The sequence below is a fragment of the Collinsella sp. AF39-11AT genome, from assembly GCF_003474585.1.
Classification (GTDB): domain Bacteria; phylum Actinomycetota; class Coriobacteriia; order Coriobacteriales; family Coriobacteriaceae; genus Collinsella.
This window is the reverse complement of the sequence record NZ_QROG01000023.1, coordinates 15,656-40,263: the sequence shown is the minus strand read 5'-3', so window position 1 is coordinate 40,263 and position 24,608 is coordinate 15,656. Positions and strand designations below refer to the sequence as shown.

General features: G+C 61.2%; 18 protein-coding genes and 1 tRNA gene. 9 read left to right on the top strand and 10 right to left on the bottom strand.

The window, feature by feature from the left end; all coding sequences use genetic code 11:
• Positions 1–91: 91 nt before the first annotated feature.
• The 4 genes from DW037_RS08720 to DW037_RS08705 all read right to left on the bottom strand — a co-directional run bounded on the left by DW037_RS08720 (position 92) and on the right by DW037_RS08705 (position 5,793).
• On the bottom strand, positions 92–1,456 hold the full coding sequence (locus DW037_RS08720; RefSeq protein WP_117583332.1) for a PFL family protein: 1,365 nt from the start codon (positions 1,454–1,456) through the stop codon (positions 92–94).
• Between the two features lie 108 nt (positions 1,457–1,564).
• The gene (locus tag DW037_RS08715) at positions 1,565–4,123 is read right to left on the bottom strand and encodes a homocysteine S-methyltransferase family protein (RefSeq protein WP_199578363.1); all 2,559 of its coding nucleotides are present in this window, start codon (positions 4,121–4,123) and stop codon (positions 1,565–1,567) included.
• Between the two features lie 9 nt (positions 4,124–4,132).
• Entirely contained in the window at positions 4,133–4,921 is a 789-nt protein-coding gene (locus tag DW037_RS08710) for a hypothetical protein (RefSeq protein WP_089573171.1), read from the bottom strand.
• On the bottom strand, positions 4,921–5,793 hold the full coding sequence (locus DW037_RS08705) for a methylenetetrahydrofolate reductase (RefSeq protein WP_117628891.1): 873 nt from the start codon (positions 5,791–5,793) through the stop codon (positions 4,921–4,923). The genes DW037_RS08710 and DW037_RS08705 overlap by 1 nt, the downstream gene beginning before the upstream one ends.
• A gap of 426 nt (positions 5,794–6,219) precedes the next feature.
• On the opposite strand from DW037_RS08705, the gene DW037_RS08700 reads away from it, so the two are divergent.
• Positions 6,220–8,307, top strand: coding sequence for a glutamine synthetase III (locus DW037_RS08700; protein ID WP_117628890.1), 2,088 nt, complete (start codon positions 6,220–6,222; stop codon positions 8,305–8,307).
• Between the two features lie 636 nt (positions 8,308–8,943).
• Here the strand turns inward: DW037_RS08700 and DW037_RS08695 are convergent.
• From DW037_RS08695 to DW037_RS08680, 4 genes are all read right to left on the bottom strand, one after another.
• Positions 8,944–9,020 (bottom strand) — tRNA-Glu (locus DW037_RS08695).
• Positions 9,021–9,120: 100 nt separating this feature from the next.
• Complete coding sequence (locus tag DW037_RS10795) at positions 9,121–11,298, bottom strand: MurT ligase domain-containing protein (protein WP_233542329.1); 2,178 nt, start codon at positions 11,296–11,298, stop codon at positions 9,121–9,123.
• A 45-nt stretch (positions 11,299–11,343) separates the two neighbouring features.
• On the bottom strand, positions 11,344–12,387 hold the full coding sequence (locus DW037_RS08685; protein WP_117635908.1) for a hypothetical protein: 1,044 nt from the start codon (positions 12,385–12,387) through the stop codon (positions 11,344–11,346).
• A complete protein-coding gene (locus DW037_RS08680; RefSeq protein ID WP_089572774.1) occupies positions 12,387–13,463 on the bottom strand; it encodes a hypothetical protein in 1,077 nt (358 codons plus the stop codon). Before DW037_RS08680 ends, DW037_RS08685 begins: the two co-directional genes overlap by 1 nt.
• A 500-nt stretch (positions 13,464–13,963) precedes the next feature.
• Between DW037_RS08680 and DW037_RS08675 the strand changes: the two genes are divergently transcribed.
• The 6 genes from DW037_RS08675 (at position 13,964) to DW037_RS08650 (ending at position 20,577) form a co-directional block, all read left to right on the top strand.
• The gene (locus DW037_RS08675; RefSeq protein ID WP_089572776.1) at positions 13,964–15,187 is read left to right on the top strand and encodes an iron-containing alcohol dehydrogenase; all 1,224 of its coding nucleotides are present in this window, start codon (positions 13,964–13,966) and stop codon (positions 15,185–15,187) included.
• Positions 15,188–15,270: 83 nt separating this feature from the next.
• Complete coding sequence (locus tag DW037_RS08670; protein WP_117635909.1) at positions 15,271–16,371, top strand: glycerol dehydrogenase; 1,101 nt, start codon at positions 15,271–15,273, stop codon at positions 16,369–16,371.
• 147 nt (positions 16,372–16,518) lie between these two features.
• A complete protein-coding gene (locus tag DW037_RS08665; RefSeq protein WP_117635910.1) occupies positions 16,519–17,586 on the top strand; it encodes a glycerol dehydrogenase in 1,068 nt (355 codons plus the stop codon).
• Between the two features lie 151 nt (positions 17,587–17,737).
• A complete protein-coding gene (locus DW037_RS08660; protein WP_117635911.1) occupies positions 17,738–18,991 on the top strand; it encodes a 4Fe-4S binding protein in 1,254 nt (417 codons plus the stop codon).
• Between the two features lie 114 nt (positions 18,992–19,105).
• The gene (gene ychF, locus DW037_RS08655; protein ID WP_117635912.1) at positions 19,106–20,182 is read left to right on the top strand and encodes a redox-regulated ATPase YchF; all 1,077 of its coding nucleotides are present in this window, start codon (positions 19,106–19,108) and stop codon (positions 20,180–20,182) included.
• A gap of 11 nt (positions 20,183–20,193) precedes the next feature.
• Entirely contained in the window at positions 20,194–20,577 is a 384-nt protein-coding gene (locus DW037_RS08650) for a DUF1648 domain-containing protein (protein WP_117635913.1), read from the top strand.
• Positions 20,578–20,586: 9 nt separating this feature from the next.
• Here DW037_RS08650 and DW037_RS08645 read toward each other — a convergent pair whose 3' ends face one another.
• Complete coding sequence (locus tag DW037_RS08645) at positions 20,587–20,976, bottom strand: hypothetical protein (RefSeq protein WP_117635914.1); 390 nt, start codon at positions 20,974–20,976, stop codon at positions 20,587–20,589.
• 76 nt (positions 20,977–21,052) lie between these two features.
• Between DW037_RS08645 and DW037_RS08640 the strand changes: the two genes are divergently transcribed.
• Positions 21,053–21,271: a helix-turn-helix domain-containing protein gene (locus DW037_RS08640; RefSeq protein WP_099432713.1), complete on the top strand. Its 219-nt coding sequence runs from the start codon at positions 21,053–21,055 to the stop codon at positions 21,269–21,271.
• 321 nt (positions 21,272–21,592) lie between these two features.
• On the opposite strand, the gene DW037_RS08635 is transcribed toward DW037_RS08640, so the two are convergent.
• A complete protein-coding gene (locus DW037_RS08635; protein ID WP_089572789.1) occupies positions 21,593–22,606 on the bottom strand; it encodes an asparaginase in 1,014 nt (337 codons plus the stop codon).
• A 267-nt stretch (positions 22,607–22,873) separates the two neighbouring features.
• Here DW037_RS08635 and guaA point away from each other — a divergent pair, with 267 nt between their 5' ends.
• A complete protein-coding gene (gene guaA, locus DW037_RS08630; RefSeq protein ID WP_117635915.1) occupies positions 22,874–24,472 on the top strand; it encodes a glutamine-hydrolyzing GMP synthase in 1,599 nt (532 codons plus the stop codon).
• The last annotated feature ends 136 nt before the right edge of the window (positions 24,473–24,608 follow it).

The following is a 24,608-nucleotide window of genomic DNA, read 5'->3' as shown; positions in this document are numbered from 1 at the left end:
AATGTGCTCTCCGTGCGAGTCAGGACTGTCCGAGCAGGCGACCTTATATGTCTGCCGCCCGGCGGCGGGGCTCCTCGCCAGTCCCCCTCAGCTAGTTCTTCAGTGAGTTCAGCGGAGCCGGGAAGCGTCCACCACGGTGGGCAAGCACGGTGCCGGCGTTGGGGTTCACCGGCATGATGGGCGCACGGCCGAACAGGCCGCCGTACTCGACGCAGTCGCCCACGCCCTTGCCGATGGCAGGGATCACGCGGACAGCCGTGGTCTTGTTGTTGATGACGCCGATGGCCATCTCGTCGGCGATGATACCGGCGATGGTCTCGACCGGGGTGTCGCCGGGGATGGCGATCATGTCCAAGCCAACGGAGCACACGCAGGTCATGGCCTCGAGCTTCTCGAGCGAAAGCGCGCCGGCCTCGACGGCGGCGATCATGCCGGCGTCCTCGGACACGGGGATAAAAGCGCCCGAGAGGCCGCCCACGCTGGAGCTGGCCATGACGCCGCCCTTCTTGACGGCATCGTTGAGCATGGCGAGCGCGCAGGTCGTGCCGGGGCCACCGCAGGTGCCCACACCGATGATCTCGAGGATGCGCGCAACGGAGTCGCCGATGGCAGGCGTAGGTGCCAGCGACAGGTCGACAATGCCCTTCTCGACACCCAGACGATGGGCGGCCTCGCGGCTCATGAGCTCGCCGGCACGGGTGATTTTAAAGGCAGTCTGCTTAATCTTCTCGGCGACTTCCATCATCGATGCGGAATCGGGCAGTTTCTCCAGGGCTGCGGCCATCACGCCGGGGCCCGAGACGCCTACGTTGATGACGGCGTCGGCCTCGCCGCCGCCGTGGACGGCGCCCGCCATAAACGGGGAGTCCTCGACCATGTTGGCAAAGCAGACAAACTTGGAGGCGCCGACGGAATCCTCATCGGCCGTAAGCTTGGCGGCATCGATGATGGTCTGCGCTGCCATGAGCACGGCGTCCATGTTGATGCCGGCGCGCAGGCTGGCGACGTTGACGCTGGAGCAGACGCGGCTGGTGGTAGCGAGCGCCTGGGGGATGGACTGGATGACGCGGCGGTCGGCGTCGCCGATGCCCTTTTGGACGAGCGCGGAGAAGCCGCCCAGGTAGTCGATGCCGAGCGTCTCTGCCGCGCGGTCGAGGGCGTGCGCGATGGGGGTGAGGTCCTCATCCTTGCAGCATGCGGCAATCTGCGCCACCGGGGTGACGGAAACGCGCTTGTTGACGATGGGGATACCGTACTCGCGCTCGAGGTTCTCGGCGGTCTCGACCAGGTGCTCGGCCGTGTGCGTCACGTGGTCGTAGATCTTCGTGCACATGCGGTCGAGGTTCTCGTCACCGCAACCCATGAGCGAAACACCCATGGTGATGGTCCTGATGTCGAGGTTCTGCTCCTCAACCATGCCGCGGGTTTCCGCGATTTCTGCGGGCGTGATCGCCATCCTTGCGCTCCTATCTGCCAAAACGAGCATAGTCTTATCTATTCTAACGTGCCGCACGTGCCAAGTGACGCATGCGGCACGTTTTGGTGCACGGTTGTTTCCGTTGTGTTACTGCCCAAAGACCTCTTCGGCGATGCGCGCGCTTTCGGCGGCATCCTTGGCATAGTAGTCCGCGCCGATCTGCTTGGCGTATTCGGGGGTGAGCACGGCGCCGCCCACGATGATCTTGACGCCCGGAACCTCGGTATGGAGCAGCTTGATGGTCTCTTCCATGGCGACGACCGTGGTAGTCATAAGCGCCGAGAGGCCGACGAGCTTAATATCGCGCTCCTTGACGGTCTTGAGTACCTCCTGCGGATCGACGTCGCGGCCCAGGTCAAAGACGGTGTAGCCGTAGTTGTCGAGCAGCATTTTGACGATGTTCTTGCCAATATCGTGGATGTCGCCCTTGACGGTGGCCACGCAGATCTTGCCCTTGTCGGCGATCTCGCCGGCGGGCATCAGGCGCTTGATGGTGTCGAAGCCCACGCGTGCGGCTTCGGCCGAGGCCATAAGCTGCGGCAAGAAGAACTTGCCCTGGTCAAAGAGGACGCCAACCTCGTCGAGGGCGGGGATAAAGTGATTGTTGATAAGGTCCATGGCGTCGTGGTCTGTCAGCAGACGCTCGGTCTCGGCAGCGATCTCGCCTTTGCGGCCCGAGACGACCATTCGACGAATCGGGTCGTCGTTGCCGTCGGTGCCGGCGGTGCCGGCAGCGGGCGCGGCATCACTCGATGCGGCCTGAGCCGCTGCCGGGTTGGCGGCGATCTTGTACGGATCGGTCCAGCCGGCATAGCGCTCGATGTATCCGGTCGAGCCCTCGTCCTCAACGCTCAGGACGCGATAGCTGTAGACGGTGTCCATAAAGCGCTTGGAGCCCGGGTTCATGATGGGGGCATCGAGGCCCGCGCCAAAGGCGGCGGCCAAAAAGACCGAACCCAGCAGCGGGCGGGCAGGCAGGCCAAAGCTGATGTTCGAAACGCCGAGCGCGCATTTGACGCCCAGGCGCTCCTTGCACAGGGACATGGCGCGCAGGATCTGCTCAGCCTGGCGCTGGTTGGTCGAGGCGGTCATGACCAGGCAGTCGATGAGGATGCGGTTCGGGCCGATGCCGTAGCGGGCGGCCTCGGCCACGATGCGCTCGGCGATGGCGAAGCGGGCCTCGGCGGTATCAGGGATGCCGCCTTCGTCGAGCGTAAGGCCGACAACGTTGGTGCCGTAGTGGGCGACCAGCGGAAAGATCTCATCCATGATCTGCTGCTTGCCGTTGACCGAGTTGATGATGGGCTTGCCGGCGTAGCGGCGCACGGCGGCCTCGACAGCGGCGGGATCGGTGGAGTCGATCTGCAGCGGCAACAGCGTGGAGCCTTGGAGCTGCTCGGTCGCCTGCTGGATAATCTTGACCTCGTCGATCTCGGGCAGGCCCACGTTGACGTCCAGGATATCGGCGCCCTGCTCCTGCTGGCTGATGCCTTGGCTCACGACGTAGTCCAGATCGCCGTCGCGCAGGGCCTGCTGCAGGCGCTTTTTGCCGGTGGGATTGATGCGCTCGCCGATGACGGCAATCTTGTGGCCGTCGCAGGGAAGGTCCACCACAGTCTGGGCACTTGTGACCGACATGCTGGGCTTGCGGTGGCGCGGACTGGGCGTGTGGTTATCGATAAGCGTGCGCAAGGCGGCCATGTGCGCCGGCGTGGTGCCGCAGCAGCCGCCCACGACGCTCACGCCGTCCTCAATCATGCCGGCGACGGCTTTGGCGTATTCGGGGGCCTGGATGTCAAAGACGGTATTACCGTCGTCGTCCACGTGGGGCAGTCCCGCATTGGCCTGCACCATAACGGGTTTGTCCGTAACGGTGAGCATACGTGCGGCGAGCCCTCGGAGCTCGGCCGGTCCCTGGCTGCAGTTGATGCCCAAAACGTCGGCGCCGATGGCGTCGAGCGTGATGGCGGCCACCTCGGGACTCGTGCCCAGGAACGTGCGACCGTCTTCCTCAAAGGTCATGGTGGCAAAGACGGGCAGGTCGGAGTTCTCTCGGCAGGCGAGGACGGCCGCCTTGATCTCGGCAAGGTCGGTCATGGTCTCGATAATAAAGAGGTCCACGCCCGCATCGACGCCGGCGCGCACTTCCTCGGCAAAGAGGTCGCAGGCCTCGTCGAAGCTGAGGGTACCCAAGGGGCGCAGCAGCGCGCCGATGGGGCCGATATCGCCGGCGACGTAGTGGGCACCGGCTGCGCGGGCGCAGGCGACAGCGGCGGCAAAGACATCTGCCACGGTGGCGGTACCGTCGAGCTTGTGGGCGTTGGCGCCAAAGGTGTTGGCGGTGATCACGTCGCAGCCGGCCTCGACGTACTGTCGCTGAATGTCGGTAATGACCTGGGGCTCCTCAAAGTTGAGCAGCTCGGGCAGGGCGCCTGCCTTCATACCAGCGGCCTGCAACATGGTGCCCATGCCGCCGTCGAACAGCAAGTGCCCCGTGCCCTCGATGGCCGCACGCAGGCGATCGTCCTTAATGCGCAGATCGTCGATCGTGCGCGTCTTGTACGCGGCGCCGTTGCAGCGCGCGGCATTGACAGGTGCCGCCAGCGCAGCACCGTCCAGATCATGAGTGATAAGCGGAGTAAACATCGAGGGCTCCTAATGGCTGGAATAGCAGGTGGTGTGGGCGGCACGGAAGCGACAGTGCTCGCGCATGCGGCAGATATTGCAGGTGGGGCGGCTCTGGGCGTCGTGGACTTCGCCGTCAAACAGACCAATCACCGCGGTCACGCTCTTGGTGGGCATGAGCAGGCTGGTGGGCGTGACGGTAAGCCCGATGAGCCGCGTGGCGTTGAGCGCATTCACGATCGAGCGCTGGGCCGAGAGCGGGCAGTCGCCATAGCCGGGACTAAAGCGCCAGTTGCCGGCGAGCCCATGAACGGCGGCGTCCGTCTTGACCTGCTGGTCCATTTGCTCAACGGCGGCTTCTACATAGGCAGAGCATGCGGCGTCGAGCACGGCTCCCTCTAGGGGCTGCTGAGCTCCCGTGGTGCGCAGACGACGCTCGGCGTCCATGCCGAGGGTGCATGCCATGAGCGCGGCCATGCGGGCGTCCTTGAGATGTCGATAGATGTCGCGACCGCGCAGCTCAACGTTGGTGCCAACCAGACGGATGCAAGGCTCTCCCTGCTCGTCCACGCCCGTGGCATCGACGGTAAACACGCGCCGCACGCCGCGGGGCTCAATGTCCAGCTCAAGGCGCTCGACCACAAGCTCAATACGTCGTGACAGCTCGGGCTCAATCTGCTGGCCGCCGTAGCCCAGATACCGCAGCATCTCGGCACGGTCGACACGGGGATGGTGCGCAGCATCGACACGGTAAAGCGCCGGCGACGCAAGGTCGGCCGGCACTTCGACAGCGGTTGTATCGATGTGCGGTTTTTCCATTACCCCAGGCGCTCCATAATGGTCGCGGCGATCGCAGGACGATTCATAGTGTACAGGTGCAGACCGGCGGCACCGTGCTCCTTAAGGTCGCAAAGCTGACGGGCGGCATAATCTACACCGGCTGCCTGCAGGCTCTCGGGGTCGTTCTCGTACTTGGCGAGAATCTTGATGACGGGGGAGGGCAGCGATGCGCCGCACATAAAGACCATGCGGCTGATCTGGGACTTGCCCATAAACGGCATGATGCCCGCGGTGATGGGCACCGTGATGCCCGCCTTGTCGGCAAGCTCGCGGAAGCGGTAGAAGCACTCGTTGTCAAAGAAGAGCTGCGTCACAAAGAAGCTCGCGCCGGCGTCCTGTTTTTGCTTGAGGTATTCGACCGAAGCGTTGAGGTCCTCACAGGCAATGTGGCCCTCGGGGTAGGCCGCGGCGCCCACGCAAAAGCCGGCGTCGACGAGCTCTGGGATGAGGTCGCGGGCGTAGGCGTAGTCCGAGGCGGGCTTGTCGTCCTCGGTCGCGCCAGCAGGAAGATCACCGCGCAGGGCCAGCACATTTTCTACGCCGGCGGAGCGGTATTCGTCGATCTTGGCGGCGATGTCGGCATGCGTGCGGCCAACGCAGGTAAGGTGCGCCACCGAGGGCGTATTGAATTCGCTCGTAATCATATGCGCGATGGGGGCGGTGGTGGCGCCGTTGCCCGAGCCGCCGGCAGAGCAGGTGACCGAGACAAAGCTCGGCGAAAGCTTGCACAGATTGCCTGCCACTTCGCGAGCCGTGTCGAGGGTCAGCTCGCCCTTGGGCGGGAACATCTCAAACGAAACGGGTGCGGTGCCCTGGGATGCTGCCTGCTTAAAAACCTCGTCGACGCGCATATCGTGCTCCTTTAGATACGTAATAGTGTGATGTGTTGTAAGGATTCTACAGCACCACTGTGTCACGGTGGAGTTTCACTCGCTATTCGGGGATACCAATCAAAGATGCCTTGCTATCGACATTCCCTATAGCAGAGCGGTCAATCTGGGATGGGGCTATAAAGACTGGTATCTGATGCGAAATACCAGTTAATAGAGCCCCATCCCAAATTGACTACCCTTAAACCATGGGGAGAGGTCTGCAATTTATACAGTTGATTGGCTGTTGAGGGCGGCAACGCCGCCGCGATGCGGTAACCTCATTGATTGGTTTCGTGACAGCAACATAACGGTAATGTTGCGGAAACACGACGAGCCTAATCTATGACTCGTTCGTTAGTAATCAACACCGCTTCTCACGCGGTGCCGATACGAAGGGAGTTCCGTATGGCCGAACTTACTGACCGCTTCGGGACCATGGTGTTCTCTGAGGAAGTCATGAAGGACTACCTCCCCAAGGACATTTGGAAGCGCCTTGCTGCAACCCTCGAGGACGGTGAGCCGCTCGACCTGGATGTGGCCAACGCCGTTGCCCACGCCATGAAGGTCTGGGCCATCTCCAAGGGCGCGACGCACTACGCGCACTGGTTCCAGCCGCTTTCGGGCATTACTTCCGAGAAGCACGACAGCTTCCTCGAGCCCAACCACGACGGCACCGCCATTACCAAGTTTACGGGCAAGAACCTCATCCAGGGCGAGCCGGACGCCTCCAGCTTCCCCAACGGCGGCCTGCGTGCCACCTTCGAGGCCCGTGGCTACACCGCTTGGGATCCCACCAGCCCCGCATTCATTAAGGACGATGTCCTGTGCATCCCCACGGCTTTTTGCTCCTACACGGGCGAGGCCCTGGACAAGAAGACCCCGCTGCTGCGCTCCATGACCGCACTCTCGCGTGAGTCCAAGCGCGTTTTGGCGCTGTTTGGTAAGACCCCCAAGAAGGTCGTTCCTTCCGTGGGCGATGAGCAGGAGTACTTCCTGATCAAGAAGGACGCTTACCGCAAGCGCAGGGACCTGGTCATCACCGGGCGCACCCTCTTTGGTGCTGCTCCCTGCAAGGGCCAGGAGCTCGAGGAGCACTACTTTGGCGCTATCCGCCCCACCGTCTCGTCCTATATGAAGGACCTGGACGATGAACTGTGGGCGCTTGGCATTCCTGCCAAGACCAAGCACAACGAGGTCGCTCCCTGCCAGCATGAGCTCGCCCCTGTCTACGGCGAGGTCAACGAGGCCATCGACCAGAATCTGGTCATGATGGAGAAGATGAAGCTCATCGCCTCCCGTCACGACTTGGTCTGCCTGCTGCACGAGAAGCCCTTTGAGGGCATCAACGGTTCGGGCAAGCACAACAACTGGTCGCTTGGCACCGAGTCCGAGAACCTGCTCGACCCGGGCGACACCCCGCTCGACAACCTGCAGTTCATCGTCTTCCTCACCGCGGTGATCGAGGCCGTCGATAACTATCAGGAGCTCCTGCGTGCCTCCGTTGCCTCGGCCGGCAACGATCATCGTCTGGGCGCCAACGAGGCTCCTCCGGCGATTATGTCCATCTTCCTGGGCGACCAGCTTACCGAGGTTGTCGAGAAGATCATCGATGGCAAGGCTTCCGTCCATGCCACGCGCGGCGTGCTTGACTTGGGCGCCGATACCCTGCCCAAACTGATGCAGGACAACACCGACCGCAACCGCACCTCCCCGTTCGCCTTCACCGGCAACAAGTTCGAGTTCCGTGCCTGCGGCTCCGAGCAAAACGTTTCCGACTCCAACCTGGTGCTCGATGCTGCCGTGGCCAAGTCGCTCAAGTCTTTCGCCGACGCACTCGAGGGTACGCCCGAGGATAAGTTCCAGGACGCCGCGCTCGAGTACTGCAAGAAGGTGCTGACCGATCACCAGCGCATCCTGTTCTCCGGCGACGGTTACTCCGACGAGTGGCCCATCGAGGCCGAGAAGCGCGGCCTTGCCAACAACAAGACCACGGCCGACGCTCTTCCCGCCTTTGTTTCCGATAAGGCCATTGCGCTCTTTGAGGAGACGGGCGTCCTGACCAAGGCCGAGGCCCAGTGCCGCTATGACTGCAAGCTCGAGAAGTACAACAAGCTCATGAACATCGAGGCTACCACGATGGTTCGCGAGGCGCGTCGTACCTATCGCCCGGTCATTACCGCCTATGCCACCAAGGTCGCTAAGGGCCTTGAGACTATTCGTGCCGCCGGTGCTGAGGCCGCCATGCAGTGCGAGCAGAACACGCTCAACAAGCTCTGCAACGGTATCACCGCCATCAACGACTCCATCAAGGCGCTCGACGCCGTACATCAGAAGGCCGAGGCTCTCGATGGCCAGGAGCAGGCCAACGTATACGCGCACGAGGTCGTTCCCGCTATGGATACGCTGCGTGCCGCCGTGGACGCAATGGAGGAGATCGTGGCCGCCGACTACTGGCCGGTTCCGACCTACGACGACATTCTGTTCTACGTGTAGAACGTAACCGACATATCGTCACGGTATTGAGCCGGGGTCCGCATCGCGTGGCCCCGGCTTTTTGTTTGCGAAGGACGCTTTGGATCCCGCTTTGCAACTGATTCGCCCACGCAATAAGGGGCCGTGGGCAAAAAACGTCAAATATGAGTACTGTCACAAGCCCTGTAGCATTATCTTTTTGCAAAATATGCAGTGTTACGCAACATATGTCCAAGTACTTAGCTGATAAACGCCTGCAATTCCTCCGCCGTAGGACGCCTTGTGTCCAAATCGCCTTCTGATGGCATGAAATCGCTGTTACTAAATTGGTAACAGTACTCATATTTGCTATTTTTTGTCCACGGGCCCTTGGATGACAGTGTGATTTTATGCCTTCGGGGTTCGAATCCCGGCGCATGGGTAGCAAAAAGCCCGCCGCCGCGAGGGCAACGGGCTTCTCAGATTCAGTGGTGCCCCCAGCGGGATGTCCGCGTGCGGCTGGCGCCGCCCGCTTTCGCTGCGTCGCTCCGCTCCTTGCGTGCTGCGCTGGAAAACGCTTACGCGTTTCCTCAGCTCCGCACCCTGTCGGGTTCGAATCCCGGCGTTGGAGAAGAAAAAAGCCCGTCACCACAAGGGTAACGGGCTTTGCATTTCAAATGGTGCCCCCAGCGGGATTCGAACCCGCGATATCCACCTTGAAAGGGTGGCGTCCTTGGCCGCTAGACGATGGGGACAGCGGGGAAGAGTATAGCAGACTTTTTTGCCGGCGCGTATATCGTTGGCAAACTGGAAAACCACCACAAAGGTGCCTGTCCCCTTTGTGGTGGTGAGGTGCTAGGAGAGGAGCTTCATGGCGGCGTCGTGGGCGGCGTGCTCGTAGGTGTCGTCGAGGGGTTTGAGCGGCAGCAGGGCGGCGGCCTGTGTGTCGCCACGGCGCTCGAGGGCGTGCGCGATGAGCCAGTCGGCGAGTTCGGGGTTCTTGGGCAGCGCCGGGCCATGCAGGTACGTGCCGATGACACCCTTGTAGATGAGACCCTCAAAGCCATCGTCGCCGTTGTTGCCGGTGCCCGTGACGACGGACGTTCCGAGCGGCGTGGCATCGGCGTCCAAAAGCGTGCGGCCACCGTGGTTCTCGAATCCCACAAAGGGCTCGGGTGCCAGGTCGGTCTTGACGGCGACGTTGCCGATCAGGCGGTCGGAGCCGCGTACGGTCTCGGCGGCAATGACGCCCAGGCCCTCGATGCGATTTTCGCCCATATAGTACGAACGGCCGAGCAGCTGATAGCTGCCGCAGATGGCGAGCAGCGAACCGCCGTCCTCAACATAGGCTGCGACCTTGTCTTTTTGGGCGAGCAGCTCGTGTGCCACGGCTAGCTGGTCGCGATCGGATCCGCCGCCCATCATGACGATATCGGCATCATGCAGATCGAGCACCTCGCCCATGCGGACCTCATCCACGCGAACGGGGATGCCGCGCCAGGCGCAGCGGCGCTCGAGGGCGATGACGTTGCCGCCGTCGCCATAGAGGTTGAGGGCATCGGGATACAGGTAGACGATGCGCAGCGGGCGCGAGAGCTCGACTGGCGCGATATCGGTGGGGACAGCGCTACCATCGGCGCGCGTTACGGCGTGGGAGGCGACCGAACTTGCATCGGTGCCTTTGAGCCCGTCGAGTTCTTTGACCAGCGGCGGGAAGGCCGTGTAGTTGGCGACGGCGTAGAAGGTGTCATCGGCGGCCTCGTCTGCCATGGCGCCAATTGCCTGCGCGACGTCCGAGATAATGGCGGCGTCGATGCCGGCGTACTTGAGGCGCACCTGCATATCGTGTGCACGCGTGCCGCCGGCAAAGGCGACAAGCCCCGAGGTATCGGCGATGCGCTCGAAGTCGACATCGTAGATCCACGAGACATCGTGGCCGTCGGCATCGTTATCGTTTAGGAAGAAGGCGCAGAGCCTGCCACCTGCCGTTTTAATGGACTGGATCTGGCGATCGAAGCCCACGGGATTCTTGGCCAGGTTGGCCTCGACGGTGCGGCCGGCAATATCCCAGCGGCCCATGCGTCCGCCGGCGGGCACGTAGGCATTAAGCGTGGGCTGCAGGTGCGCCGCGTCCACGCCCAGCTCGTGCGCCGCAAAGAAGGTGGCGGCAACGTTATAGACCATGTACAGACCGTTGTAGCGCGTGGCGATGTGCGTTGCGGGTGCGTCGGTATCGGGTCCAAAGACAAGGTCAAAGCCGTAGCCGTCGCAGCCGAGTTCCACGCCCGTCACGCGACGGAGCAGCGCGGGGCGACCCCAGCCGCACGAAGGGCAATGATAGGCGCCCAGCTGTCCGTACTGCACATAGTCGTATTCCAGCGGGGCGTTGCACTGCGAGCAAAAGCGCGAGTCGCTAATGCGGTCGGACTCGGTGCCCGTGGCGCCGTCGATGCCAAAGGCAATACTCGCGTTGGGAACGCGCGCGGCAATCGAGGCGCACAGCGGGTCGTCGGCGTTGTAGATGAGCGTCGTTGCCGGCGAAAGCTCCAACGCGTGGGCGATGACCTCTTGGGTGTGATCGATCTCGCCATAGCGATCTAGCTGGTCACGGAACAGGTTGAGCAGCACGAAGTACGTCGGCTTGAGCTTGGGCAGGACGCGCACAGTGTAGAGCTCATCGCATTCAAAAACGCCTACGCGCTTGCCACTGCTGGTGTGCTTAAGGCCGCCGCGGGCCTCGAGCAGAGCACCCACCACACCAGGCTCCATATTGTTGCCGGCACGGTTGCACACCACGGTAGCACCGCTGGCAGCAACGGCGTCGGCGATGAGGTTGGAGGTGGTGGTCTTGCCATTAGTACCGGTGATCACCACGCTGCGGTCGACAAGGCCGGCGAGGTCGTTCAGCAACTCGGGGTCGATCTTCATGGCGATGCGGCCGGGGAGTACGCCGCCCTGGCGCTTAAGGACGGAGCGCAGCCCCCAGCGGGCGATATCGCTCGAGGTGCAGGCAAGAGATGAGCGGAGGTTCATGAAACCGTTCCTAACGTAAACGACATGGTCGGGTCGAGTGCGTCACTAAAAACCGTAGCGGCGCGCAAATTCCTGGGCAAGCTGCGACACGTCTTCGCAGGCATTGGCCCAGGGGGCAAAGTCGGGAGTGTCCGAGATAATGCCGTCCGCCTCCCAAACGGCCTGGTGCGAAAGATCCCAGGGATCGCGTGGCTCGGGCCGGCAGGGAAGGTACGGTGTCTGGTACATGGGATTCAGCAAGAAGAACGCGCCGCCCTCGCAGCGGTTGGCGAACTCACGTAATGCACGCACCGCTGGACGCATCTTGTTCGTTTTGAACAAGAGGATTGTGCGGGCGAGCAGGTACCAGGGGGAGTTCTCGAGTGCATCGGCTCCCACCTGTTCCTCGAGCTGGTGGGCTAGGGCAAAAAAGCCGTCCTGATCTTCCAAGCGAGCGAGGGCAAGCAATACGGTGCCGGCGGCCCGGGTGGGATAGCCCTCCGTCTTAAGGACACGGCGAGAATAGTTGGCGGCGGCGCGGTAACGAGCGCTCGCCATGCACAGCTGCGAGATGGCCTCGAGTGTGTGAAGCCACCCGATAAGGGCCGGCTCGCTCACGGTAAGGTCCGCTGCGGTGACACCGTCGGCCAAAACATTATTGGCCCAGTAGTGCGGGGCCTCCATATCAAACCCGGGCACGCTTTGCTGCAGGTAATCGGCCGTGGTCACCTCGAGCTTCATCAGGTCGCCCAGGCAGGCGTCAACGGGCGTGTCGGCCAGGATGATGGCGAGCAGCTGCGCGTCGACGGCCAGTGCATCGACGCGGACAATCTTGAGCAGCTCGTCGCGCATGTCGTCGAACAGGCGATTGCGCGTCTGCTCGAACTCCTCGTCGCTGCCCATGTCCTCGATGCGACGGAGCTCGTCGAGCAGGTGGCGATGAACACCGGCATAGGACAGCAGCGCCTGGGCATGCTCGGACTGCGCATACTTTTGGGGATTCGCGCTAATGTCGTTATGGACAAGCTCGCGTGCTGCATCGGTGAGCTCGGGGTGCGATGCCAGATAGGCGCGCTCCAGGTAGGCGGGGATGTAGACGCTCGGATCCATTAGAGGTCTCCTCCCTTAAACGGCAGGCCCTGCTCGGCCGCCCGCAGGATGCGCTCGTCGATCTGGGAACGCACGATATCGTTGGTGGCGACCCAGGCGGCGAAGCTGGCGTTGTCGGGGGCGCCCAAGCCCTCCTGCAGTACCGGCGTCGCCTCGGACAGCGCAAGGACAAGCTCGTCGGTAGAGCCCACACCCACGTTGACGCGGGCATAGACGCCATCGGGAAACTCGGTTTGGAAGTAGAGTGCCTCGGCCGCGTGCGGGCACGAGCGTGCAAGGATGCGCAAGTAGTGCTCGGCACCCTCGTAGTCCAGCTCGCGCCAGGCTGCGCTCATCAGTGCGATGAGCGTCCACGGGTCCAAGTCGCGCTCCGCGTCCTTGGGACGACGACGCAGCGGCGTGTTGGCGAGATAGGGGACGGAGTGGGCGGAGCGAAATCTTTTGAGCTCCTCGGCGGGGTATTCGAGCTTTGCCATGGCGAGCATCGCGGTGTGGCGGACGCCGGCCGGATCGTTGGGGGCAAAGTCGAGGCTGCGGTTTGCAGCTTCGAGCGACATGCGATAGCGTCCGCTAATGAGGGCGCGCGATGCAAGGGCGGCAAGCCAGCGCAGGTAGGGGCGGCGCATAAGGTCGCCCGCGGCCTCGCGCTCATAGGGGTCCTGCGCCGAGGCGATCTTGAACGCCAGGTCATGCTCGACTTCATCGCGCTTGGATACCAGGTACTGTACGTATTCCTCGTTGGAGTCGGCGGTGAGGGCCGTCAGCATGCGCTGGGCATCCCAGTTGGTCGGATCGAGCGCGGCGGCCTCGCGAAGCATGTTCTCGGCAGCGGCCTCTTCCTGCTCGGCTTGGGCATCGTCGGGGATAAAGGGAATGCGGTAGTCGACAGCCTCGACCACCTTGGCAATCAGATGTCCGGCGCGGTCGCGATCATGCACGATGAGCGGCGCGGGGTTGCGGGTGAATTGTTCCATCAGACGCTCTACGGCGGTGCCGTCGGTGAGCGGGATATTGTCGCGGCGCAAGGCCTCAAGAACGAGGCGATGGCAATCCTCTTGAATGGGATCGAATGCCATGGGGCCTCCTTTGCTGCGGTTAGGGTTCAAATGTCTCTATATAAGGTTCTAGTTTACCCGCATGTGGCACACCGGGGGTGTCGCACTTGGACTTGCACCTTTGCACCACGAAGACGGATGTCGTACAAATGTCGGCACCTTGGACGACCGAGTGGTATCACGGTGCCGCAAACGGTCGATTTTTGGCGGCGAACGGTGCATATTTTGGAGGGGCACCGTCCTGCCCAGGATATGTAGTCAACCTTGATAAAACGTTTGCCCAGCTTGGGAGTATGAATGCCGCACAAGGGTCTTCAGGGATAGAAAAAACGTTTCATCATTGGCGGCTTTAGGTGAATAACTGACCAACCAGAACGGTAAAATAGTGTTTGTCTGAGCGTTGAGACGTTTAGACATCGCGCATTGTCATCGCCGGCAACGCGCAAACCGGTCCTAACGGAGCCAATTGGGTGCTCCGTTATATACGCAAGTCTAAGAGGGGCTTGTTTAGGAGGCACAGTATGGGACGTTTTACCAATCCTCGCGATCTGTACTTTGGTGAGGGCGCTCGCCACGAGGTGAAGAACCTCAAGGGCAAGAAGGCCATCATCGTTTCTGGCGGCAGCTCTATGCGCCGCGGCGGGTTCCTGCAGGACGTCGAGAACGACCTTAAGGAAGGCGGTTTCGAGGTCAAGCTGTTCGAGGGCGTCGAGTCCGACCCGTCCATCGAGACGGTCATGAAGGGCGCCGAGGCCATGCGCGAGTTCGAGCCCGACTGGATTATCGCCATCGGTGGCGGCTCGCCCATCGATGCCGCTAAGGCCATGTGGGTCTTCTACGAGTATCCCGAGGAGTCCTTCGATAACATCATCCAGCCGTTCAGCTTCCCGGAGCTGCGTCAGAAGGCTCATTTCTGCGCCATCTCCTCTACCTCCGGCACCGCTACCGAGGTCACCGCGTTCTCCGTCATTACCGACTACGCCAAGGGCATCAAGTACCCGCTGGCCGACTTCAACATCACCCCTGATGTCGCCATCGTCGACCCCGAGCTCACCTACACCATGCCCGCCAAGCTGTGCGCTCACACCGGCATGGATGCTCTGACCCACTGCATGGAGGCCTACGTTTCCACCTGCGCCTCTATGTTCACCGACGCCAACGCCCTGCACGGCATCCGCGAGATCGTCGAGTGGCTGCCCAAGTCCTATGCTGGCGACCATGAGGCCCGTCAGCACATGCACGAGGCTCAGTGCATCGCCGGTATCGCCTTCTCCTCGGGCCTGCTCGGCATCGTTCACTCCATGGCTCACAAGACCGGTGCTGCCTTCGAGAACGGCCACATCATCCACGGTGCCGCTAACGCCATGTACCTGGGCAAGGTTATCCAGTGGAACTCCAAGGACCCGCGTGCTGCTGAGCGTTACGCTTACGTGGCCAAGGAGATCCTGCACCTTCCCGGCGAGACCAACGAGGAGCTCATCGCTGCGCTCGTCCAGAAGATTCGCGACCTCAATGACCAGCTCAACATTCCGCAGTCCATCAAGGATTACGCGAATGGTGGCGTGAAGGTCGACGCCGAGAACCCGCAGATGGTTTCCGAGGAGGAGTTCCTCGCCAAGCTGCCCGAGATCGCTGCGAACGCCGAGACCGACGCCTGCACGCCCGAGAACCCGCGTGAGACCAAGGCTGCCGACTTCGAGAAGATCCTCAAGGCCTGCTACTACGACACCGACATCGATTTCTAATCGACTCTTGTTATCGTAACGAGGGGCTCCGCACGTATCCGTACGGAGCCCCTTTCTTTTTTCTTTTAGAGAATGGGATAGTTATGGCTGCAATTTTCAATAGCCCCAGCAAGTACATCCAGGGTCCGGACGAGCTCGCCAAGCTCGGCTCCTATGTCGAGCCGCTCGGCGCTAAGGCCCTCGTCATCGTGACGCCTTCGGGCAAGAAGCGCGTCGGTGCCAAGATCGAGGGTGGTTTTGCCGAGGCTAAGGCCGAGCTGCTGTTTGAGGACTTTAACGGCGAGTGCTCCAAGAGCGAGGTCGATCGCCTGGTTGCGCTCGCGCGCGACAACGGCTGCGACATCATCGTCGGCGTCGGTGGCGGCAAGATCCTCGACACCGCCAAGGCCGTCGCCTACTACCTGGAGTCCCCGGTCATCATTTGCCCCACCATCGCTTCGACCGATGCCCCGTGCTCGGCGCTCTCCGTGCTCTATACCGATGACGGCCAGTTCGATAAGTACCTGTTCCTTAAGGCGAACCCCAATATCGTTCTTATGGATACGACGGTTATCGCGGCGAGCCCGGTACGCCTGACGGTGGCAGGTATGGGCGATGCGCTCGCAACCTACTTTGAGGCCCAGGCGACGCACGATGCCGACGGTGGCACCTGCGCTGGTGGCAAAGGCGGCATGGCCGGTCTGGCGCTTGCCAAGCTCTGCTACGAGACGCTTATGGCCGATGGCGTCAAGGCCAAGGTCGCGCTGGAGAAGGGTGCGCTCACGCCTGCCGTCGAGCATATCATCGAGGCCAATACGCTGCTTTCGGGCATTGGCTTTGAGAGCTCGGGCCTTGCTGCTGCTCATGCCATCCACAATGGCCTGACGATGCTGCCCGAGTGCCACGGCATGTATCACGGCGAGAAGGTCGCCTTTGGCACCATCGTTCAGCTGGTACTCGAGGATGCTCCGACTGAGAAACTCGAGGAAGTCTTGGGCTTCTGCATTGAGCTGGGCCTGCCGGTCACGATGAAGGAACTTGGCGTTGCCGAGCTTACGCGCGAGCAGGCCATGATTGTTGCCGAGGCCGCCTGCGCGCCCGATGACACCATGTGCAACATGCCGTTTGAGGTGACGCCCGAGATGGTCGCAAACGCCATCCTGGGTGCCGACGCGCTGGGTCACTACTACCTTATGGATGAGTAAATCAAGCTAAGGAAGGGGCAAAGCCAGCAGACGGCTTTGCCCCTTTTTGCTATGGTGCAAACCAACCTGACCCCATCGCACCAAGTTGATGCAAAGGGGTCAGGTTACTTTGCACCAATCGTTGTTTGATGAAGGGCGGATTCTCGTATGGCGCTTCCTATGGTTTATGGCGGTCCCGGCCGGTATGTTCAGGGGCCGGGCGAACTTTCGCGTCAGGGCAGGTATTTGTCATGGTTGGGCTGTGCTGCCTATGTTCTGTTTGACCAGGGCACCGAGGATTGGCTGTGCAGGCAGATCGTCGATGGATTTCTGGACGAAGATCTAAGTGAGCCGTTCTTTAAGATTTACAACGGTCCGTGTACGGAAGATGCCGTTGTAAAAATGGCTAAGGAAGCCCGGGCCGAGTATTGCGACATGGTGGTGGGTATTGGCGGTGGCAAGATGCTCGATATCGCCAAGGCCGTAGCGTTTTATGCCGAGTTGCCGTTGTGCATATGCCCCACGGCGGCCTCGATGGACGGTCCGTGCAGTGCGATTTCGGTGCTGTATCACGAGGATGGGTCGTTCGATCGCTATCTGATGCTCGAGAAGAATCCGGACCTGGTCGTGGTCGATACCAACGTGGTCGCGGCGGCCCCACTGCGTATGACGGTCGCCGGTATGGGCGACGCACTGGCAACGTACTTTGAGGCGCGTTCGTGCGCCGCGGCGCACGGCGCCAACGAGCATGGTGGAACGCCGGGGCACTTGGCCCTGGTCGCGGCACGTGCCTGCTACGACACACTTATGGAGTGTGGTGTCGCTGCTAAGCGCGACCTCAAGAAGGGTCGCATGTCACCAGCGGTTGAGCGCCTGATCGAGTGCAATATTCTGCTTTCGGGCGTTGGCTTTGAGAGCGGTGGCTTGGCGTTGGCGCATGCCATCTCCAATGGCCTGACGATTCTGCCCGAGTGCAAGGCCATGCACGGCGAGGCCGTAGCGTTTGGTCTGGTGGTCCAGCTTCGTCTGGAGCGTGCGCCCGAGCTTGAACAGGTGCTCGAGTTTTGTCAGCGTGTTGGTCTGCCGACGACGCTCGAGGATCTGGGCCTTGGCGAGATTTCCGATGCCGACCTGCAGAGTGTTGCAAATGCGGCCTTTAGAAACGAGCGTAATATGGCCAACGAGCAGGCCAAGGTGACCAAACAAAAGCTCGTGCAGCTCATGTGCGAGGCATAGTTTGGCGCTTGATTGACCTTGTGCAATCGAGGCGGCGATAGGCCATAGGCTATTTGTCCCAAAGGTGCTCCGCGTGTAATTTGCTCGAGGCACGGGCCGATGGCGTATCATTATTTCTTGCTTGTTTGCACTGCTCAGGGAGGGGCCGCGCATGGCGCAGGAACACGATCTGTTTGATGACATTATCGAAATCAGCAAGGGTTTCGACTTTCTTAAAAACCCGCTTGGCGGTGTGACCGACGCACTCGATCCGTCGGCGCCGCAGTGGAATCCTGCCGACTACAAGGAGCGTCCGCGCGGCAACACCATTCCGTGCTTGACCTGCAAAAACGAAAAGAGTGGCTGCACCGCGTGCATGGACGTGTGCCCGGTCAACGCCATCGAGGTCGAGGAAGATGCCATCGAGATCCTCGATTCCTGTCGCAAGTGCGGCCTGTGCGCCGCTGCCTGTCCGACCGAGGCGATTATTTCGCCGCGCCTGGCGCCCAAAAACCTTTACGACGACATTGTCTCGGCAGCTACGAGCCACGAGACCGCCTACGTCACCTGCACGCGCGCCCTCAAGCGCATGCCGCGCGAAAACGAGGTCGTCGTTGCCTGCGTGGGCGATATTACGGCCGAGACCTGGTTCTCGGTGCTGGCCGACTATCCCAACGTGAGCGTGTACCTGCCGTTGGGCGTGTGCGATAAGTGCCGCAACACCGGTGGCGAGGATATTCTGGGCGAGGCCATCGCCACTGCCGAGGAGTGGGCCGGTACGGGCATGGGTCTGGAGGTCGATCCCAAAAGCCTCAAGTGCCATAAGCGCCGCGAGTACGAGCGCAAGGAGTACATGGAAAAGATCGCCCGCACCACGGGCCTTACCGTGACCAAGCTCAATCCGGCAACGGCGGCACTGGCCTCGGTGACGCAGAAGCTCAAAGCCCATCGCCATCAGATTACTCAGTTGGAGCGTACGCTCAACACCATGTGCGGCACCACGACGGCCAAACGTCGCCGCACGCTTACGCACGGGCGCCAGCTGGTGCTCTCGACGCTGCAAAACCACCCCGAGCTTGCCCAGAACATGCAGGTGAGCACGCCGGAATGCGATTTTGACAAGTGCACGTCGTGCGGCGAGTGCGTCAACGTGTGCCCCACGTTTGCCTGCGATCTGGTGGGAAGCGGCCGCTTTGCACTGGAGTCCACGTATTGCCTGGGTTGCGGAGCCTGCGTCAAGGTGTGCCCCGAGCATGCGCTTAAGCTGGTTGAACATGATGCATCCAACCTAGTCGTCGTCGATCCCGAGGCCGAGGAAAAGGCCGCCCAGAAGGCTAGGGCCCACGAAGAAGCCCAGAAGGTCAAGGCTGAGGCGAAGGCCAAGCTCGACAAGATGCTCGATCAGGTGGAGAAGCTCGCGGACTAGTCAGCGACCCCTATCTCTGCTTCATTCGTGCCGCCGTGGCGTCCGGGTTAGCCCAGATGCTGCGGCGGCGCTATACTTATGCAGTTTGAAATGCTTGTACCAAAAGGAGCTGTCGTGTCCCTTTCCATCGGTATCGTGGGCCTGCCCAACGTGGGCAAGTCGACGCTGTTCACCGCGCTTACCAAAAAGACCGGCCTTGCCGCCAACTACCCGTTTGCCACGATCGACCCCAACGTGGGTATCGTCGACGTGCCCGATAGCCGCCTGCAAAAGCTCGCCGACATCGTTAACCCGGGTCGCATTGTGCCGGCGACGGTCGAGTTCGTCGACATCGCAGGTCTGGTGAAGGGCGCCAACGAGGGCGAGGGCCTGGGCAACCAGTTCCTGGCCAACATTCGCGAGACCGACGCCATCTGCGAGGTCGTGCGCTACTTTAAGGACCCCAACGTTATGCGCGAGGTAGGTCGTACGGGCGAGTTCGTCGATCCCGCCGGCGATGCCGACACCATCATGACCGAGCTCATCCTGGCCGACATTGGCACGCTCGAGAAGCAGCTGCCCAAGCTCGAGAAGGAGGCCAAGCGCGACAAGGAGCTCATGCCCAAGTTCGAGGTCGCCAAGCGCCTGCTTGCCTGGCTCAACGAGGGCAAGCGCGCCGCGTCCATGGAGATGACCGATGAGGAGCGCGCCGCTGCCAAGGGCCTGTTCCTGCTCACTATGAAGCCCATCCTGTATGTGGCCAACGTGGACGAGGATATGCTCAACGACGATCTGGCGCCCATCGATGGTGTTAAGCCGCTGCCCATCTGCGCCAAGATCGAGGCCGAGCTTTCCGAGCTCGATCCCGAGGACGCCGCCGACTACCTGGAGAGCCTGGGCCTGGAGCAGCCCGGCCTGGACGTGCTCGCGCAGGCGGCCTATAAGCTGCTCGGCCTGCAGTCGTTCTTTACGGCCGGCGAGATGGAGGTCAAGGCCTGGACGGTTCGTCAGGGCGCGACCGCCCCGCAGGCCGCCGGCGTCATCCACACCGACTTTGAGCGCGGCTTTATTAAGGCCGAGGTCATTGGCTATGACGACTACATCGAGCTCGGCGGTGAGCAGGGCGCCAAGGCCGCCGGCAAGCTGCGTATTGAGGGCAAGGACTATGTCATGGCCGATGGTGACGTCGTGCACTTCCGCTTTAACGTGTAAGGACGACGCATATGTTTAAATATGGCAAAAAAGCCGGCTACATGGGTATTGCGCTGCTCGTACTTGCGGTGATTCCGCTGGCGGTCGCAGCGTGTGTTATCCCCAACATTGGTCCCGAGGTGGCAACAAAGTTTAATGCCGCCGGCGAGGTGACGCGCTGGGGCAAGAGCTACGAGCTGCTGGCACTGCCGGTGCTCAACCTGCTGCTGAGCGTGGCGACGTACTTTACGGCAGGACGCCAGGCTAAAAACAATGATGACTCTGCCGCCATGGCGCGCATCGTGTGCGAGCGCTATCTGCGCAACGGCTGCATTACGGGCGTGTTCCTCAACGTGATCAACGTCTACTTTATGTATTCGGCGATTACCGGAACGGGCTTTGGCTTTGGTTTCTAGCTTGCCCTTTTAGGCAACGAGCCTGCAAGCATATTCGATGGCTGCTGCGAGGCCGCCGCTCGATCGTGGTTTAAAGACCATATCGGCGGCGGCCTCGTTTTCGTATCCGGCGCCGCGAAGGGTGAGCGCAATGCCGGCTTCTAAAAGAAGGGGTAGGCCGCGTTGGCTGGTTGCGATTACGGCAGCCTGATTGAGCGAGCAGCTATGCGTTTGGCATTGGATGGCAAGTTCACCTTGCGCCGGGCAAGGGACCAGAACGGCGGCGACGCGACTTGATAGCAATGCAAATGCTGTGCGCTCATCGGGTGAAAGGCATTCGGCTTCAACGACGAAGAGCTTGGGCGGTGCGCTGTTTGTGCGAAGCGTGGCTCGGTACATGCGGACCGAAGAACCCGACATAGAAAACTCCTGTGTATTCGGCAAAACGTAAACTATAGTTTACGTTTTTGTTCAGCTCCATTTCAAACTCGTCTGCATGGACGAACGTGCGAAACAGATTCTTGGCAGGCGGGTCGAAGAGACGCGCAGGGACCTTGGTATCTCCAAGGTCGATTTTTGTGTGGCAGCAGGAATCAGTCGCCCCTATCTCGACAGAATCGAAGATGGAACGGCAAATTTCACGCTCAAGGTTCTATTTAAGATCGCGCCCGCACTCGGCATGACGGTGTCAGAGCTTCTCGAGGGGATCGAATAGGGCGTTCCCCCGCTGTATTTGACGCTCTTTGGGCGGGTCCCCCTGGTTGCGATGTGCAAAATCGCGAGTATTCAGCACCAGTTCGGCCGTAGATGGTAGCTCGAGCGGCTGGCTTTGCCTTTTTGACAGTAGATAATCCACACTCTAAATAAAAATGAGGAATAAATATTTACTAGACGGCCCCTTCGTCCTAAAAGTTCGTCTAATAATCGGCCGATTCTATGCCTCCGGAGGAGGAATTGCAGAATACTCCGATTTTTGCACGGCCCGAGGGGGACCACCTGTCGTTTAAGGCTGCGATAAGTGGAGCTGCCTTAGGGATTACGCCATCGGGATGCGGTCGTGGTTGACTTGGCTGTAGAACAGGCGCTGAATCTCGGCCGCATCACGTGACTGGCCGAGTGCCCACATGGTTTTGGCCACGAGCGTCTCGGTGGTCATGTCGTCGCCGCGCAAAATGCCCGGATGATCGGCGTAGGCACGGCCGACCTCATAAACACCCAGGTCAAGGCCCTCTTCGGGGACCTGCGTGGTCATAACGACAGTGCGACCCGAATCGACCCAGCGGAAAATTGCCTCTTGGAACGACTCGCCCGACTCACCAAACTCGGGGATACCGCCAATGCCAAAGGTCTCCAGAATCACAGCGTCGTAGCTATCGGCAAGAGCGTCCAGGATACCCGGGTTCACGCCGGGTGTCAGCTTAAGGACAAATACGCGCGGGTCGATGCTGTCGTAGAAACGAACCGGGTTCTCGTCCTGGTGAGTGCCGTGGAGTCCGTTGCGAACGATGCGGTCGTTGCGGATATAGGCAATGGGCGGATAGTTGACGCTAATGAACGCGTTAAAGCTCATGGTGCGCTGCTTGCGGGCGCGCGTGCCGGCAATGGCTACGCCGCCAAAGACAATCGAGACGTCGTGCGAATGCTCGTCGAGCGCATAGAGCAGGCTCTGGTACAGGTTGAGCTTGGCGTCGGTAAAGGGATTGCCCATGGGCTTTTGCGAGCCGGTGAGTACGATGGGCTTGGGGCTGTCCTGAATCAGATAGGAAAGCGCCGCCGCGGTGTAGCTCATGGTGTCGGTGCCGTGCAGAATCACGAAGCCGTCGTGGTCGGCATAACCCTCGACGATGACGTCGCGGATACGCATCCAGTCGCTCGGACGCATATTGGTGCTGTCGATGTTCATGGGCTGCACGACGTCGAGCTCGCAGAGGCCCGAGATCTCGGGGACGCTCTGGGCGAGCTCCTCACCGGTCAGGGCGGGGGAGAGGCCGTTGCCGTCCTCGGTCGATGCGATGGTGCCGCCCGTGGCGATGAGAAGGATGCGCTTCATGCTGGTATTCCTATCGTATTTGCCGCCGCAGAGGCGGAGTCGTTCGGCAGTATTGTGGCACAGGGCGTCCAATGTTCAAACGTATTACATCATCCGTAACGTTTGGTAACACTTCAATTGTCGTCAAACAGGGGCCCAGGTCGTGCGTTTGCCGTGCGCTGATGGCTGCGAGGGACGAGAAATCCCATATAACGTGTACACTATGGAAGTTAATTTCGTTCATTCGCGCGGGTGGGCACCGGCTCCCCGCCAACAAGAGGGGGAACCATGGATCAAAAGGCTTCCGCAAAGGTCCTCGTACTCGACTTTGGTGCGCAGTACGGTCAGCTCATTGCCCGTCGCGTCCGCGACCTCAACGTGTATTCCGAGATTGTCCCCTGCGACATCTCGGCCGACGAGATTCGCGAGATGAACGCCTCTGCGCTCATCCTTTCCGGCGGCCCGGCCTCCGTGTACGCCGAGGACGCTCCGTCCATCGACCCCGCCATCTTTGACCTGGGCCTTCCCGTCCTGGGCTTTTGCTACGGTCATCAGATCACGGCCGTGACGCTCGGTGGCAAGGTCGGCCACTCCGAGGTGGGCGAGTATGGCCGCGCCACCATCACGCGCACGGCAGGCGCCAAGCTCTTTAACTCCACGCCCATGGAGCAGACCGTGTGGATGAGCCACCGCGATGCCGTCTCCGAGGTGCCCGAGGGCTTTACCGTTACCGCCAGCACCGACGTGTGCCCGGTTGCCGCCATGGAGTGCGTCGAGCGCAAGATCTTCACCACGCAGTTCCACCCCGAGGTCAAGCATTCCGAGTACGGTCAGCAGCTGCTGAGCAACTTCCTGTTTGAGATCTGCGGCCTGGAGCCCAACTGGAGCATGGACAACCTGGTCGAGACCATGACGGCCGAGTTCCGCGAGAAGGTCGGCAACGACCGCGTGATTCTGGCCCTGTCCGGCGGCGTCGACTCCTCCGTCGTGGCAGCTCTTGGCGCCCGCGCCGTAGGCAAGCAGATGACCTGCGTGTTCATCAACCACGGTCTGCTGCGCAAGGGCGAGCCCGAGCAGGTGGAGGAGGTCTTCACCAAGCAGTTTGACGTCGACTTTATCCACGTCCACGCCGAGGACCGTTATGCCGAGCTTCTGGCCGGCGTGACCGAGCCCGAGGAGAAGCGCCGCATCATCGGTACGCAGTTCTGGAAAGAGTTCTTCGCGGTTGCTCAGCAGCTTGAGACCGATGGTAAACCCGTGAAGTACCTGGCTCAGGGCACCATCTACCCCGACATCATCGAGTCCGGCGCTCGCAAGACGGGCGGCAAGACGGCCACCATCAAGAGCCATCACAACCTGATCCCGTTCCCCGAGGGCGTGCACTTCGACCTCATTGAGCCGCTCGACCACTTCTTTAAGGACGAGGTCCGCGCGCTTGGTCTGGCGCTGGGTCTGCCGGGTCACATCGTGTTCCGTCAGCCTTTCCCGGGCCCGGGTCTTGCCATCCGCATCATCGGTGCGGTCGACAAAGAGAAGCTCGAGATCCTCAAGAATGCCGACGCTATCGTGCGCGAGGAGCTCGACGCCTACAACCAGCGTCTGTTTGAGCAGACCGGCGAGCGCAACTCCGAGCACAGCTGCTGGCAGTATTTCGCGGTCCTGCCCGACATCAAGTCCGTTGGCGTCATGGGTGACGAGCGCACCTATCAGCGCCCGATCATCCTGCGTGCCGTCGAGTCCAGCGATGCCATGACCGCCGATTGGGCCAAGCTGCCCTACGACGTCCTGGCCCGCATCTCCGGCCGCATCGTTGCCGAGGTCCCTGGCGCCAACCGCGTATGCTACGACATTACGTCCAAGCCGCCCGCGACCATCGAGTGGGAATAACCGAACAAATGTTCTATTTTCCCATATCATAGCATGAATTTAGAGCCGTAGCAATGCTGCGGCTCTTTGCTTTTCGGAACAATCTCAGTTTCGTCATTCGGGCATCGTCCCCAATACGACCGAAGCCGAAAAAACT